The 15390-nt window shown below is 71.2% G+C and carries 14 protein-coding genes; 13 read left to right on the top strand and 1 reads right to left on the bottom strand.

The window, feature by feature from the left end; translation table 11 throughout:
* Positions 1-77: 77 nt before the first annotated feature.
* The 6 genes from M3677_RS10565 to M3677_RS10540 are packed head-to-tail and all read left to right on the top strand — an operon-like array spanning position 78 to position 7650.
* Positions 78-1859 (top strand): ABC transporter substrate-binding protein, encoded by a 1782-nt coding sequence (locus tag M3677_RS10565; RefSeq protein ID WP_251154154.1) that lies wholly within the window; start codon positions 78-80, stop codon positions 1857-1859.
* Positions 1856-2836 (top strand): ABC transporter permease, encoded by a 981-nt coding sequence (locus M3677_RS10560; RefSeq protein ID WP_066651916.1) that lies wholly within the window; start codon positions 1856-1858, stop codon positions 2834-2836. Before M3677_RS10565 ends, M3677_RS10560 begins: the two co-directional genes overlap by 4 nt.
* Positions 2833-3801 (top strand): ABC transporter permease, encoded by a 969-nt coding sequence (locus M3677_RS10555; protein WP_251160510.1) that lies wholly within the window; start codon positions 2833-2835, stop codon positions 3799-3801. Before M3677_RS10560 ends, M3677_RS10555 begins: the two co-directional genes overlap by 4 nt.
* Entirely contained in the window at positions 3798-5561 is a 1764-nt protein-coding gene (locus M3677_RS10550) for an ABC transporter ATP-binding protein (protein WP_251160509.1), read from the top strand. The genes M3677_RS10555 and M3677_RS10550 overlap by 4 nt, the downstream gene beginning before the upstream one ends.
* On the top strand, positions 5558-6445 hold the full coding sequence (locus tag M3677_RS10545) for an alpha/beta fold hydrolase (RefSeq protein ID WP_251160508.1): 888 nt from the start codon (positions 5558-5560) through the stop codon (positions 6443-6445). The genes M3677_RS10550 and M3677_RS10545 overlap by 4 nt, the downstream gene beginning before the upstream one ends.
* Before the next feature lie 20 nt (positions 6446-6465).
* Positions 6466-7650: a family 1 glycosylhydrolase gene (locus tag M3677_RS10540; protein WP_285841002.1), complete on the top strand. Its 1185-nt coding sequence runs from the start codon at positions 6466-6468 to the stop codon at positions 7648-7650.
* Between the two features lie 109 nt (positions 7651-7759).
* Here M3677_RS10540 and M3677_RS10535 read toward each other — a convergent pair whose 3' ends face one another.
* Positions 7760-8698 (bottom strand): hypothetical protein, encoded by a 939-nt coding sequence (locus M3677_RS10535; protein ID WP_251160507.1) that lies wholly within the window; start codon positions 8696-8698, stop codon positions 7760-7762.
* Positions 8699-8803: 105 nt separating this feature from the next.
* On the opposite strand from M3677_RS10535, the gene M3677_RS10530 reads away from it, so the two are divergent.
* From M3677_RS10530 to M3677_RS18570, 7 genes are all read left to right on the top strand, one after another.
* Positions 8804-9439 (top strand): N-acetyltransferase, encoded by a 636-nt coding sequence (locus tag M3677_RS10530; RefSeq protein ID WP_251160506.1) that lies wholly within the window; start codon positions 8804-8806, stop codon positions 9437-9439.
* Positions 9436-10536, top strand: a complete 1101-nt coding sequence (locus tag M3677_RS10525; RefSeq protein ID WP_251160505.1) for a DegT/DnrJ/EryC1/StrS aminotransferase family protein — start codon at positions 9436-9438, stop codon at positions 10534-10536. Before M3677_RS10530 ends, M3677_RS10525 begins: the two co-directional genes overlap by 4 nt.
* Entirely contained in the window at positions 10533-11552 is a 1020-nt protein-coding gene (locus tag M3677_RS10520) for a Gfo/Idh/MocA family oxidoreductase (RefSeq protein ID WP_308201978.1), read from the top strand. The genes M3677_RS10525 and M3677_RS10520 overlap by 4 nt, the downstream gene beginning before the upstream one ends.
* Positions 11549-12874 carry a nucleotide sugar dehydrogenase gene (locus tag M3677_RS10515; RefSeq protein WP_251160504.1) on the top strand — a complete coding sequence of 442 codons (1326 nt, stop codon included), beginning with the start codon at positions 11549-11551 and terminating at the stop codon, positions 12872-12874. Before M3677_RS10520 ends, M3677_RS10515 begins: the two co-directional genes overlap by 4 nt.
* 23 nt (positions 12875-12897) lie before the next feature.
* Entirely contained in the window at positions 12898-14160 is a 1263-nt protein-coding gene (locus M3677_RS18580) for a lipopolysaccharide biosynthesis protein (protein ID WP_368859910.1), read from the top strand.
* Between the two features lie 109 nt (positions 14161-14269).
* On the top strand, positions 14270-14458 hold the full coding sequence (locus tag M3677_RS18575; protein WP_368859909.1) for a hypothetical protein: 189 nt from the start codon (positions 14270-14272) through the stop codon (positions 14456-14458).
* 153 nt (positions 14459-14611) lie between these two features.
* Complete coding sequence (locus M3677_RS18570; RefSeq protein ID WP_368859908.1) at positions 14612-14827, top strand: hypothetical protein; 216 nt, start codon at positions 14612-14614, stop codon at positions 14825-14827.
* The last annotated feature ends 563 nt before the right edge of the window (positions 14828-15390 follow it).

Raw genomic sequence — 15390 nt, 5'->3', positions numbered from 1 at the left:
GGGACCGCAGTTGCGGAGCGCGATGTAAGCGCATACATTGGGCGGAGCACCCACTCGACACGGAGGTCGACCGAGCAATGACGCTTCCCCCACAGCGCACGCGCGGGCACCGCGACCCGCGCACGGACGGACGGCGGACGCCACCGGCGCCGCACACCCCCGCCCGCCGGCGCGGCCGCATCGCCGCCGCCATCGCCGGACTCGCGGTCGTGGCCCTCGTGGCCACCGGCTGCAGCATCCAGGTCCGCTCCCAGCCGGACCCGAGCATCGGCAAGGACACGATGCTCATCAACGCGGACCGTGGCAACCCACTGTTCGACCGTAACTTCAACCCGTACATCCCGAACGCCCGCACCGCGAGCAAGTGGATGTACGAGCCGCTCATCGAGATCAACCCGCTCGACGGCAAGGGCACCCCGTGGCTCGCGAGCTCCTGGGAGCTGCCCGACGCGCGGACGATCGACATGACGATCCGCAAGGGCGTCGAGTGGTCCGACGGCACGCCGTTCACCCCCGAGGACGTCCTCTTCACGTTCGACCTGCTCAAGAAGTTCCCGGCGATGGACGTCAAGGGTGCCTGGCAGCACATCGACCGCATCGAGCGGGACGGCGACCACCTGGTCTTCCACCTCAACGGCGAGGACGTCCCGAGCCTCAACATCATCGGCGCGACCTACATCCTCCCCGAGCACCACTACGGGAAGGTGAAGGACCCGGTCACCTGGCGTGACCCGAACCCGGTCGGCACCGGCCCGTTCGTGCTCGGCAACTACTCCGACCAGCAGTACTCGATGGACAAGAACCCGACGTACTGGCAGGCGGACAAGATCGCGATCGAGCACCTCGTGCTCCCCGCGACGAACACGCAGCTCGACACCGTCACGCGTGGCTACGACTGGGCGTACTCGTTCATCTCGGACGTCAAGGGCACGTGGGGGGCCGCGTCCGACACGAACCAGTGGTGGTTCCCCGCCGGGGGCGTGATCGGTCTCATCCCGAACCTGACGAAGGCGCCGTACGACGACGTCAACGTGCGCAAGGGCATCTCCTACGCGCTCGACCGCGACGGCATCGCCGAGACCGCCTCCGAGGGCAACCTCAGCGCCGCGGGTCAGACCGGCCTGATCCTGCCGAACCAGGAGCAGTACCTCGACCCGTCGATCCCCGACAAGGGGATGATCACGCAGGACACCGACCGCGCCCTCGCCGAGTTCGCGAAGTCCGGCTACGAGCAGCAGGGCGGCAAGCTCGTCAAGGACGGCAAGCAGCTCGAGATCAACCTGATGACCGCGAACGGCTACTCGGACTGGCTCCGTGCCGCACAGCAGGTGCAGCGTGACCTCGGGAAGATCGGCGTGAAGGTGCAGATCCAGGCACCGCAGCCCGCCGGCTACCAGCAGAACATCAACAACGGCAAGTTCGACATGGCGATGGGCGGCATGGGGAACGGCGACGTCTTCCAGGCGTACAACTCGCTGCTGTCGAGCGACTTCTACCAGCCGGTCGGCAAGTCGACGGTGAACAACTTCGAGCGGTACAGGAACGCGGACACCCAGAAGCTCCTCGACGAGTACCGCGGCACGACCGACCGTGCCGAGCAGCAGCGGATCCTGGACCAGCTGCAGGCCATCGTGTACGACGACCTGCCCGTGATCGGCATGTACTACGGCGGACTCTGGGGCCTGTTCAACACCGGCAAGTTCGTCGGCTGGCCGAGCGCCGAGGACCCGTACATGGCACCGCAGAACTACGACTCGGCCCCGCTGCTCATCTTCACGAAGCTCCGGCTCCGTGACAGCGCAGCAGGCAAGCAGATCCTCGAAGAGCAGAAGACGCAGCAGAAGGAGGCGGGCAAGTGAAGTACATCCTCCAGAAACTCGTCCTCTTCGTCCTGACCCTCTGGGCCGCGGTCACGCTGAACTTCGTGCTCCCACGCCTCATGCCGGGCAGCCCGTCCGACGCCGCGCTCGCGAAGCTCAGCCAGAACGGTCCGGTCACCGACGCCACGAAGAAGGCCATCGAGGCCCAGCTCGGCGTCCCCAGCGGCAACCTCTGGGACCAGTACGTCAGCTACCTGCACCAGGTCGTCACCCTCGACTTCGGCACGAGCTACACGTTCTACCCGCAGCCGGTCGGTGACCTGGTCGGCCGCGCACTGCCGTACACGCTCGTGCTCGTCGGCACGGTGACGGTCCTGGCGTTCGTCATCGGCACGCTGATCGGTGTCGCTGCGGCGTGGAAGCGCGGCACGTGGCTCGACTCGCTCCCGACCCTGTCCGGCAGCTTCATGTCGACGTTCCCGTACTTCTGGACGGCGCTCCTGCTGCTGTTCTTCCTCGGCTACGTCCTGCACTGGTTCCCGACCACCGGCGCGTCGTCCGCGACGAGCGTCCCGGGCTGGAACGGCACCTACATCGGCGACGTCCTGCGGCACGCGGTCCTGCCGGCCGTGACGATCCTCGTGACGAGCCTCGGCGGCTGGATCATCGGCATGCGCAACGCGATGATCAACACCCTCGGTGACGACTACGTCACCTTCGCCGAGGCCAACGGCCTCCGCGGTCGCACGGTCGCCGTCCGGTACGCCGCGCGCAACGCGATCCTGCCGAACCTGACCGGCTTCGGCCTGGCGCTCGGTGGCGTGGTCGGCGGCTCGGTGCTGGTCGAGCAGGTGTTCGGCTACCCGGGCATCGGCTACCTGCTGTTCAACGCCGTGATCGGGCAGGACTACCCGCTCATGCAGGCCCTCTTCCTGATGATCACCGTGTCGGTGCTCATCGCCAACTTCATCGTGGACGTCCTGTACGGCGTCCTGGACCCGAGGACGCGCCGATGACCAACACGCGCACACCCAACGAGACCGTCGCCGTACGGACCCGAGACGAGCAACAGCAGAACAACGACCAGCAGGCCCCCTCCAAGCTCCGATCGGCAGGACGACAGTTCGGCGTCGTCTGGAGCAACACGAAGGCCCGCATCGGCCTGTGCATCCTCGGCACCTTCGTCCTCATCGCCCTGTTCGCCCCGCTCCTCGCCCCCTACGGCGGCAGTCAGAACGGCTTCGCGCGGAACGCCGACGCCAGCTGGGCGCACTGGATGGGCACCACCGCCGCCGGCGAGGACGTCCTCTCCCAACTGATCTACGGCGCCCGGGTCTCCGTGCTCGTCGGCGCGGTCGCGGGCCTCCTGTCCACGCTCGTCGCCGTCGCGATCGGCCTGAGCTGGGGGTACATCCGCGGCTGGGTCGCCGAGGTCATCGGCTTCATCGTGAACCTGTTCCTCGTCATCCCGGGCCTGCCGCTCATGATCGTCATCGCGGCCTACCTGCAGAACGGCGGCATCGCGGTGATCATCGCCGTGATCGTCGTCACCGGCTGGGCCTGGGGTGCGCGCGTCCTGCGCAGCCAGACGCAGTCCCTGCGCAGCCGCGACTTCGTCACCGCCGCGCAGTTCTCCGGCGACGGCGCGACGCGCATCGTCTTCCGCGAGATCCTGCCGAACATGACGTCCCTGATCGTCGGCAGCTTCTTCGGCGCGGCGACCAGCGCGATCCTCGCCGAGGCCGGTCTCGAGTTCCTCGGACTCGGCGACTCGTCGATCGTCAGCTGGGGCACGATCCTCTACTGGGCGCAGAACTCGAACGCGCTGCTCACCGGCCAGTGGATCCTGCTGTTCGCCCCCGGTCTCTGCATCGCCCTGCTGGCGATGAGCCTCACCCTCATCAACTTCGGCGTCGACGCCGTGTCCAACCCGCGGCTGCGCGAGGGCGCGCGCCGCAAGCGCAAGGAGGTCACCGCATGAGCGGCGCAACCAGCGACGGCCTGGAGGCCCGTGGCGGCACCGCCACGCGCCTCCCGTCCGACGGCACCCAGGCCGAGGTCCTGCTCGACGTCCGCGACCTGTCCGTCGTCTACGAGTCGGCCGGCCAGACGGCCGTCCAGGCCGTCGACCACGTCTCCTTCCAGCTGCGCAAGGGCGAGTTCGTCGGCCTGGTCGGCGAGTCCGGCTCGGGCAAGTCGACCCTCGGCTACGCGCTGACCCGGCTGCAGAAGCCGCCGGCGCGCACCAACGGCGGCAGCATCGTCTTCGGCGGGGCGGACATCCGCGACCTCGACGACGAGGCACTCCGGCAGCAGCGCCAGGGCGGCTTCGCGATGGTGCTGCAGTCCGGCATGAACGCGCTCAACCCGGTGCGCACGATCCGCAACCACTTCATCGACGTCTTCAAGGCCCACGGCCACGTGCCGCGCGAGCGCTGGGACGCCCGGATGCGGGAACTGATCGGCAAGGTGAAGCTGCCCGAGACGATGCTCGCGCGGTACCCCGGTGAGCTCTCCGGCGGCATGCGGCAGCGCGTGTCGATCGCCCTCGCGCTGTCGCTCGAGCCGCAGCTCATGGTGTTCGACGAGCCGACCACGGCGCTCGACGTCCTCGTGCAGCACGCGGTGATGGACACGATCATCGAGCTGCAGCGCTCCGAGGGGTTCACGGCGATCCTCATCAGCCACGACCTCGGCATCGTGCTCGAGGCCACCGAGCGCGTGCTCGTCATGCACGAGGGGCGGATCGTCGAGGACGGCCGCTCGCTCGAGGTCCTCCGCGACCCGCAGGACGACTACACGAAGATGCTCCTGTCGCACTACGCCGATCCGCGCGCGGAGGTCGTGTCGCTGCCGGGCTTCCCCGATCGGTCGCAGCGGTCGGTCTCCCGTCAGGAGACGACCTCGTCGTTCGCCACCGTCGGGTCGCGTGAGCGCAGTGCCGCGAAGAACCCGATCGTCGTCGACCACCTCGTGAAGACGTACCCGGCGCCCCGCCGCGGTGAGCAGCCCGTGCAGGCGGTCCGCGACGTGTCGTTCACCCTCGAACCCGGGCAGTCGCTCGCCCTGGTCGGCCAGTCCGGCTCGGGCAAGTCGACCATCGCGAAGATGCTCACCGGCGTCGAGCAGCCGACCTCGGGCACGGTGCGCTTCGGCGACACGGACGTGGCGAAGCTCGGGCGGCGGGGGCTCAAGGACCTGCGCTCCGAGGTGCAGATGGTGTTCCAGGACCCGTACGCGGCGCTCAACCCGCTGCACACGGTGGAGTACATCCTGTCCCGGCCGATCGCGAACTACACCGGGCTCCGCGGGCGGGATGCCCGGCGCCGGATGCTCGAGATCCTCGAGACCGTGGGCCTGACCCCCGTCGAGCAGTTCGCGCAGAAGCTCCCGCACCAGCTCTCCGGCGGGCAGCGGCAGCGCGTCGTCATCGCCCGGGCGCTCGCGAGCGACCCGCAGGTGATCATCGCCGACGAGCCCGTCTCGATGCTCGACGTGACGCTGCGCGCCGGCGTGCTCGCGCTGCTCGAGGACCTGCGGGAGCAGTGGGGTGTCTCGCTCCTCTACATCACGCACGACCTGCTGAGCGCGCGGCTCATCACCGACGACATCATGGTGCTGCACGACGGCGCGGTGGTCGAGCGGGGCCGGACGGCCGACGTGCTGCAGCACCCGCAGGACGACTACACGGTCGCGCTGCTGGACGCGGTGCCCAACCCGCGGCGGACACTGCTCGCATGACCACGGTGCACGAGTTCCCGTCCGTCCCGGCCTTCGGGCACCTCCCCACGCCCGAGGGCGTCGACGTCGTCGGCATCGACCTGCCGGTCGGACGGCTGACCGCCTACCGGGTGGTCCCGTCCGGACCGTCGAAGGGCGTCGTGCTCGTCGTCCCCGGGTACACCGGTTCGAAGGAGGACTGGCGCACCTTCATGCCGCTCCTGCGCGAGGCCGGCTGGACCGCGGTCGCGATCAGCCGCCGCGGCCAGGCGGACTCGGCCGCGCCAGGGAGTCCATCGGACTACTCCCTCGACGAGGAGGCCGCCGACGTCGTCCGGGTCGCAGCCCTGCTCGACGACGGCGCGCCCGTGCACCTGATCGGGCACTCGCTCGGCGGCGTGATCGCCCGCGAGGCCGCCATCGCCTCGCCGCAGTCGTTCCGGTCCCTCGTGCAGTTCTGCTCCGGCCCCTACGGCTGGCCCTACCGCAAGGTCACGGAGCTGACGATCCTGCACGACACCGGCGGCAACCTCCGCCAGCTGTTCGACGCGACGAACCCGCTCTGGGCGTACCGACCCGACGAGGAACTCCCCGACGACGCCCGGATGGTCCGCGACCGCTTCGACGCCACGAGCCCGCTGAGCGTCGTCGCCGGCGGGCACATCCTCGAGGACCACACCGACTCGTCCGCCGAACTCCGCGCGACCGGGCTGCCGGTCCTCGTGGCGCACGGCGAGTGGGACGGCGCCTGGCCGATCCCGTGGCAGCAGCAGATGGCCGAGGACACCGGCGCCCGCTACGAGGTCGTCCCCACGAGCTACCACGGCCCCCACGTCGAGAACCCGACCGCGACCATCGCGCTCTTCGACGACTTCCTCGGCCGGCACGCGCCGGCTCGCACCTGAAAGGCACCATCATCACCACGCTGCAGTTCCCCGACGGCTTCCTCTGGGGTGCCGCCACCGCCGCCCACCAGATCGAGGGCAACAACGTCAACAGCAACTGGTGGGTGCACGAGCACGAGCCCGACACCACCATCGTCGAACCCTCCGGCGACGCCGCGGACAGCTACCACCGCTACCGCGAGGACATCCGCATCGCCGCCGACCTCGGCCTGAACTCCTACCGGTTCAGCATCGAGTGGGCACGCATCGAGCCCGAGCGCGGTCACGTCTCCCGCGCCGAGGTCGACCACTACCGCCGCATGGTCGAGGCGTGCCACGAGGCCGGCATCGAGCCGATCGTCACCCTCATGCACTTCACCGTGCCGCGCTGGTTCGAGCGCGACGGCTTCTGGCGCGCCGACGACGCGGCCGACCTGTTCGCCCGCTACACCGAGGCCGCGCTGCCGGTCGTGCAGGACGGCGTCCGCTACGTCTGCACGATCAACGAGCCGAACATCGCCGCGATGCTCGCCGGGGGAGAGGACGCCGCCAACCTGGTCGCCTACGGCCTGCCGAACCCGGACCTGCACGTGGCGGACCAGCTGCTCGCGTCGCACAAGCGGTCCCGCGAGGTCCTGTCCCAGGTCGCCGGGCTCCAGTCCGGCTGGACCATCGCCACGCAGGCGTTCCGCGCGAACGGCGAGCCCGGCTCCGAGGAGATGCTCCGCGAGTACGGCTACCCGCGTGACGACTGGTACCTCGAGCAGGCCGCCGGCGACGACTTCCTCGGCGTGCAGGCGTACACCCGTACCTTCATCGGGCCGGACGGGCCGCTGCCCGTGTCGAACGACGTGGAGACGACCCTCACCGGGTGGGAGTTCTGGCCGGAGGCGTCGGCCGACGGGCTCCGCAGCGCGTGGGAGCTCTCCGGCCACGTGCCGCTGATGATCACCGAGAACGGCATCGCCACCGCCGACGACTCCCGCCGGGTCGCCTACACGCAGGGCGCGCTCGAGGGCATCCACCGCTGCATCGAGGACGGCATCGAGGTCCTCGGCTACCAGCACTGGTCCCTCCTCGACAACTACGAGTGGGCCTCCGGCTACCGCCCGACCTTCGGGCTCGTCGCCTGGGACCGCGAGACCTTCGCGCGCACGCCGAAGGACTCGGCCCGTTGGTACGGGAAGGTCGCGCAGGCGAACGCGCTCGAGACCCGTCGCGACTGACGCGATCCCCTGACGGACTGGAGGCGGGGGGGAACTCGAGCGTCACGCGGGCGTGGGTCGCGCGGTGCCAGCTGCCCCCGCGCCTCCAGTCCGTCCATGGGCCCCTCGATCAGCGGGTCGCCTCGTCGCTCGAGGGATCGTCGGCGACGTGGGCCTCGCCGAAGGCGTGCGCGTCGAACCAGGCGAGCAGCACCTCTTCCGCCTTGCGCGACCCGCGCTCGCGGGCGATGTCGAGCGCCGTCCGGTCCTCGGCGTCGAGCACCGTGACGTCCGCGCCCCGTTCGATGAGCGCCTCCGTCGTCCCGCGCCGGTCGAACCAGGCGGCGGCGTGCAGCGGGGCGAAGCCCCAGCGCGGGTCGACCTCGTCGATCCCGGTCGGGTCCGCGCCGAACCCGTCGAGCTCGAGCGAGAGCCCGCCGACGTCCCCGTGACCCGCAGCGCGCACCGCGGGGGCGGCCCACTCGAGCCAGCCGTCCGGCACCGGGCCGTGCCAGCCGTGGGTGGGGCGTGCCTCCAGGTCGGACCACGCCGACTCGGCGACGGGGCGGACCTCGATCACCACGTCGCGGAAGTGCACCGCGAGCTCGCCGGTGGGGGAGAGCAGCAGGCGGAGCTCCCAGACGTCGGCGTCGACGTGGGCGATCTCACCGCGGGAGACCTGCACGTCGCCGGCGAGGACCGCGAGCGGTGCGGTGTCCGCGGGCTCGAGGACGGCGCGGTGGAACTCGAGCGTCACACGGGCGTGGTTCCAGCGGCGCCAGAGGCCGTCCGGGGTGTCGAGGACCTCGTCAGTCCGGACGACCACGACGGCCCGGACCGTGCGGGTCGGCGCCTCGTCGATGCCGGCGGTGTCCGGGGTGCCGGTCGGCGTCGTCGTCTCGGTCTCGTGCCACTCGGCGACGCGGGCCTCGTTCCACGTCACGGACGCGAGGGCCGCGACGGACGGGGGTGCGTCGGTGACCAGGCGGGCGAGGTGCTCGGCGTAGCCCTCGACGTCCTCGAGGGAGACGTACCCGACCCCGGGCCAGCCCACTCGACTCCATCGCACGGACAGCAGCATACTCGGCGTGGGACTCGTATACCACTGTAACACACGTACTCCACATTCAGTACGGTCGCAGCAGTTGCCCGTTCTCGAGGAGGAGCCTCCGACATGACCCAGGCCCGAACAGCACCACCTGCGGCGTCCGCGGCGCCCAGCGCCGTCGTCGCTCCCGACGCCACGGTTGCGAGCGACGTCGTGCTCGCAGCGGGAGTCCGCGTCTGGGGCACGTCCCACGTCGAGGCCGGCGCCGTGATCGGCACCGGCACGACCGTCGGCCGTGGGGTGACGATCGGTGCCGGCGTGCGCGTCGGCGCCGACTGCAAGGTGCAGAACGCGGCGCTGGTCTACGGTCCCGCGATGCTCGGAGACGGTGTGTTCGTCGGGCCGGGATGCATCCTCACGAACGATCACGTGCCGCGAGCGGTCGATGCCGACGGCGCGGTGCGACGCGCCGGTGACTGGCAGCCCTCTGCCGTGGTGGTGGAGCAGGGGGCGTCCCTCGGCGCCGGCGCGGTCTGTGTGGCGCCCGTCCGCATCGGGAGGTGGGCGATGGTCGCAGCCGGAGCGGTGGTCGTCGCGGACGTGCCCGACCACGCCCTCGTCGCGGGGGTGCCGGCGCGGCAGATCGGGTGGGTCGGCCGGACCGGCACACGGCTCGTGCGGGTCGACGACCTGACCTTCGCGTGTTCCGACACCGGCGACCGGTTCGTCCTCGACGGCGAGCGGCTCGAGGTCGTCCGATGACCGCGACGGCGCCGGAGGTCATCCCGGCGGCGAGACCCCTGATCGGGACGGCGGAACGACGGGCCGTCGACGCCGTCCTGACGTCCGGCGGTCTGGCCCAGGGACCGGAGGTGGCGGCCTTCGAGCGCGAGTTCAGCGAGGCGCTCGTGGAGTCCCGTCCGGTCACGGCCGTGAACAGTGGTACCGCCGCCCTGCACCTCGCACTCGTCGCACTCGGGATCGGCCCCGGCGACGAGGTCGTCGTCCCGTCGTTCACCTTCGCCGCGTCCGCGAACGCCGTCCGTCTCGCCGGCGCGGACCCCGTCTTCGTCGACATCGATCCCGCGACCTACTGCATGGACCCGGGCGCCGTCCGCAGCGCGATCACCGGACGGACGCGTGCGGTGATGCCGGTCCACCTCTACGGCCACCCGGCCGACATGACGGCGATCGCAGCCCTTGCCGCCGACCACGGTCTGCTCGTCGTCGAGGACGCCGCGCAGGCTCACGGTGCGCGGTGGGCCGGTCACCGCGTCGGCAGCGGTTCGGACGCCGCCGCCTTCAGCCTGTACCCGACCAAGAACATGACGGCGGGTGAAGGCGGCATGGTCGCCACGGCGGACGCAGCGAGTGCTCGCCGCGTCCGCCTCCTGCGGAACCAGGGGATGGAACACCGCTACGAGAACGAGGTCATCGGGTTCAACGCGCGGATGTCCGACGTCCACGCCGCCATCGGACGTGTCCAGCTCGCGAAGCTCCCGCAGTGGACCGCGCAGCGGCAGGCGAACGCGGCGTACCTGACGGGCGAGCTCCGCGGGGTCGGCACACCGGTCGTCGCGCCGGAGGCCGAGCACGTCTTCCACCAGTACGTGATCCGGGTGCCGGAGGACCGGGACGGCTTCGCTGCGGCGCTCCTCGAGGAGTTCGGAGTGGCCACCGGTGTCTACTACCCGACGCCGGTGCACCGCCTGCCGTCCTTCGGGGTCGCGATCGACCTGCCCGAGACCGAGCTCGCGTCCGCACAGGTCCTGGCGCTGCCGGTGTACCCGTCGCTCACCCTGCGGCAGCTCGACCGGATCGTCGACGCCGTCAACTCCCTGGCGGGGGCCGGCCGGTGAGCGCCGTGCTCCGCGCAGGGGTGGTCGGGCTCGGCATGATGGGGCGCCACCACGCGAGGGTGCTCCGCGCCCTCGACGGCATCGAACTCGTCGCGGTCGCCGACGAGGCGGGGGACCGATCCGGGGCTGCCCAGGGCGTCCCGGTCGTCGGCTCGGTGGACGATCTCCTGCGGGTCGGTGTCGACGTCGCCGTCGTGGCCACTCCGACCGCGACGCACGAGGAGGTCGGTCTCCGACTCGCCTCGGCAGGGGTCCACGCCCTGATCGAGAAGCCCGTCGCGGTCGATCCCGCCTCGGCAGCGCGACTCGTCACCGCGTTCGACCGAGCCGGACTCGTCGGAGCAGTCGGGCACATCGAGCGGTACAACGCCGCGCTGCAGGCCCTCCGGCAACGGCTCGACGCCGGCGAGCTCGGTGACGTGTTCCAGATCGCGACGCGACGTCAGGGCCCCTTCCCCGACCGGATCGCGGACGTCGGCGTCGTGAAGGACCTCGCCACGCACGACATCGATGCGACCACCTGGATCGCGCGCTCGCCCTACGCGAGCATCAGCGCGCACGCCACCACGAGGAGCGGGCGGCTGCACGAGGACCTCGTCGCTGCCACGGGGCGCCTGGAGGACGGCACCGTCACGTCGCACCTCGTCAACTGGTTGAGCCCCTTCAAGGAACGGGTCGTCATCGTGACCGGTGCGCGGGGCGCCTACGTCGCGGACACCCTCACCGCCGACCTCACCCTGCACGAGAACGGGACCGAAGCGACCGCGTGGGACCAGGTCGCGGCCTTCCGCGGTGTGACCGAGGGGGCGTCGACACGGTTCGCCATCCCGAAGCGGGAGCCACTCGTCCTCGAGCACGAGGCGTTCCGTGACGCCGTCCTCGGCCGCCGGTGCGACGTCGTGACGCTCGCCGACGGCATGCGGACGGTCGCCGTCGCCGAGCGGGTGATCACGGCCGCACGCACCGGCACGGTCTCGATCGTCGACCACGCGGCAGCAGGAGGGGTCGCAGGATGAACGTCGTCGTCGTCGGTCTCGGCAAGATCGGCCTCCCGCTCGCGGTCCAGTACGCCGGTTCGGGCGCGACGGTGACCGGTCTGGACGTCTCGGCGCGGGTCGTCGACGCCGTCAACGCCGGAACGGAACCCTTCCCCGGTGAGGCCGAGCTCGCCGAACGACTCCGGATTGCTGTGAGCTCCGGTCGGCTGTGCGCCACGGTCGACGCCGCCGCGGCGATCCCCGCGGCGGACGTCGTCGTGGTCATCGTGCCGCTCGTCGTCGACGGCGATGGTCGGCCGGACTTCACGTGGATGGACGGCGCGACGGCATCGATCGGGACGCACCTCCGACCGGGCACGCTCGTCGTGTACGAGACGACCCTGCCGGTGGGAACCACCCGCGGGCGGTGGCTGCCCCGACTCGAGGCTGCATCGGGTCTCGTCGCCGAACAGGACTTCCACGTGGTCTTCTCGCCGGAACGGGTGCTCACCGGGCGGGTGTTCGCCGATCTGCGCCGGTACCCGAAACTGGTCGGAGCGGTGTCCTCCGCCGGGGCCGCAGCAGCCCGACGCTTCTACGAGGACGTCCTGCAGTTCGACGAGCGCCCCGACCTCGGGCGTCCCAACGGGGTCTGGGACCTCGGCAGCACGGAGGCCGCAGAGCTGGCCAAGCTCGCCGAGACCACCTACCGCGACGTCAACATCGCGCTCGCGAACGAGTTCGCACGGTTCGCGGACGATCACGGCATCGACGTGGCGGCGGTGATCACCGCATGCAACTCGCAGCCCTACAGCCAGATCCACCGCCCGGGCATCGCCGTGGGCGGCCACTGCATCCCGGTCTACCCGAGGCTGTACCTGTGGAACGACCCGGAGGCAACGGTCGTGCGTGCCGCGCGCGAGCGGAACACGGCGATGCCCGAGCACGCCGTGGCTCTGCTCGAACGCGCACACGGCGGTCTGGACGGGCAGCGTGTCGTCGTCCTCGGCGCTGCCTACCGCGGCGGCGTCAAGGAGACGGCGTTCTCCGGGGTGTTCGCGACGGTCGATGCGCTCCGCGCACGCGGTGCGATCGTCACCACCACCGACCCGTTGTTCCCGGACCGGGAACTCGCGGCGTCGGGACTGCGGCCGCACCAGGCCGGATCGCGCGTCGACGCCGCGATCGTCCAGGCGGACCACGCCGAGTACACGGCCCTCGAGCCGACCGACCTCCCCGGGGTGCGGACCATCGTCGACGGCCGTCGTGTCCTCGACCCCCGGCGGTGGTCCGGCGTCACCGTCCTGGCGATCGGGAGCGGTGGGGTCGTCGGGGGCGGCGGGGTCGGCGGGGCGCCGTGACGACCGCCGGCCGCCGGCCACGGATGCGCTCGCGGTTCCGTCCGCGCGGGGTCGCGCTCATCCTCAGCGGGACCGTCGTGGGGCAGGGGCTCGTCGTCGCGGTCTCCCCCCTGCTGACGCGTTTCTACCGGCCGGAGGACTTCGGCGCACTGGCCGTCGTCACGGCGATCGCCTCGGTCATCGGAGCCGGCGCGACCGCGGGGACCGACCGGGCGCTGGTCGTGGCGGGCGACGATCGCGGCGTCCACGCCCTCCTCTGGGCCGGGAGCCTGTCGATCACGGCCACCGGGACCGTCGTCGCCGTCGCCGCCTGGGCGCTCCGCGGCTGGACGTCCGCTGTCTTCGTGACGACCGTCCTCGAGTCGTCCTGGTGGGTCCTGCCGGTGTCGGTCGTCGCCGTCGGGGCGCACCGTCTCGCGTCCGCCGTGCTCGCTCGTCGCGAGCAGCACCGAGCGATCGGGCTCCGGAATGCGGTCCAGGGCATCAGCCAGACCGCGTGGAACCTCCTGGCGTCCGCTGCGGGCCCGGTCGGCCTCGTCGGTGGGCTCGCCGCGGGGCGGTTGGTCGCGGTCGTCGGCGTCGGACTGCGCCGACCGACCCCGTTCTCACGCGTCGCGGTCGGGCATGCCGTGCGTCACCACCGGCGGTTCTTCCTGCTCACGCCCTGGTCGGCCGCGACGAACGTGCTCGGACAGCAGGCTCCGGCCCTCGTCTTCGCTGCACTGCACGGTGCGACGGCAGCCGGTCTCGTCGCCCTGACGATGCGCGTCCTCGGCGCACCGGTCGGCATGCTGGCGGATGCGGTCGCGCAGTACGCGGCCGGGGCGTTCGGCCGGGTGCGCCGGAGCGGTGGACCGATGGCGCCGCTCGTCGGGCGCCTCGTCAGCCGTCTCGCGATCGCGGGCGCCGTCGGCGTCCTCGTCGCCGTGGTCGTCGGCCCGGGGGCGTTCGGAAGCGTCTTCGGCGCCGAGTGGGCGGTGTCCGGCGAGTACGCCCGGATCCTCGTCCCGGCGTTCGCCGCGCAGGTCGCGGTCTCGCCGGTGACACAGGTGCTCGCGATGGTCGGGCAGCAGGCCGCCCAGCTCGCCTGGGACGTCGGCCGCCTCGTCCTGACGACGGGCGCCGTGCTGGTGCCGTCCGCGCTCGGGGCGTCCGTCCCCGTCGTCCTCGCCGCGCTCGCCGTCGCCATGGTCGTGGCGTACGGAGCGATGCTGGCGATGGTCGTCGCCGTGGTCCGGTGGGCCCCCGCTGCAGCCGCTCGTGTCCCGACCGCCGAGGAGTCGTAGCGCGGCGTCCGTGGATCGACGGCCTCGCGTGCCCGCGGCTGTCCATCCGGTCCGCGGCGCCAGCGCGAGCAACAGCGTCCCGACCAGCAGGCCGTGCGAGAGCATCGCGGTGAAGATCGAGGTGTTCGACAGCATGATGCTCGGCATCACCACCGCCATCGCGGTCACGCGCATCGGTAGACCACGCGTGGCTCGGTCCAGGAAGCGTGTCCAGACCAGGAGGGCCAGCGCGGCGACGGCGATGCCGAGCCAGCCGAAGTTCGCGAAGCCGTCCGCGAAGAGGTTGGCGTTGGCGTAGCCGACGGCACCCGGCACCAGGAAGTCGGCGATCCGCTTCGGAGGCGGCAGCTCGTCGGGGTAGTCGACCCACCACCGGAGGAAGGAGTACCCGTACCGAGCCGTGGGGTGGCCCGAGAAGTACTCGACGTACACGGACGAGAGCAGTCCCGGTGTGAGCATGAAGCGTCGCGTGAACACCGAGGTCCAGGTGATCCCGCCCTGGATCTCGTCGGCGACGGCGGACACGACCATGATCGCCAGCGGCGCCACGAGGAAGGTGCGTGCCCGCGGGACAGGGGAGACCCCGAAGAGCACGGCCATCCCGAGCACCGCGACGAAGGAGAAGAGGACGGCCTTGAACCCCGTGCTCGAGTACAGCAGGAACTGACCCGCGAGGGCCAGCGCGACCAGAGCGGGTCGCCGCTGCAGGAGTCCGCGGGCGAGCACGAGCGGGTTGACGACGTACGCCTGCCCCGTCAGCAGGTAGCCGAGCAGACCGCCGGTGCCGACCTCCGACGTGTAGTCCGCGCGCACGTCGTAGATCTCGTCGAGTGCGACGAGCCGGAGGTGCACCCCCACCGTGACCGCCATGAGCCCGTAGGTCGCCAGGCTGTACGCGGAACAGACGAGCCACGTCGTCGTCGCCCGTCCGATCCGTGCTCCTCCGAACCGGAACTCGTCCGGGCTGGTGCACGCGTCGCCCGCCGGGATCGGACCGCGAGGGGTGGTGACGGCGACCGCCGAGAACGCCGTCCCCACCGCAGCGGTGAGCATGAGCGCAGCTCCCCGGTCGAGGTGTCCGGTCGACACGCTCATCAACATCGTCGGTGCGACGCAGACGACGAAGATCGTCCACAGCACGACGTGCGACGCACGGTGGAGCCGACGCGGGAGCGAGAGTGCGGTCGCACTGGTCAGCGAGACGGTCGCGAGGGTCGCCTCCCAGGGGGC

This window comes from Curtobacterium sp. P97 (assembly GCF_023712445.1).
GTDB lineage: Bacteria > Actinomycetota > Actinomycetes > Actinomycetales > Microbacteriaceae > Curtobacterium.
Note: the sequence above shows the minus strand (reverse complement) of the source record. Positions and strands in the feature narration are given on the sequence as shown.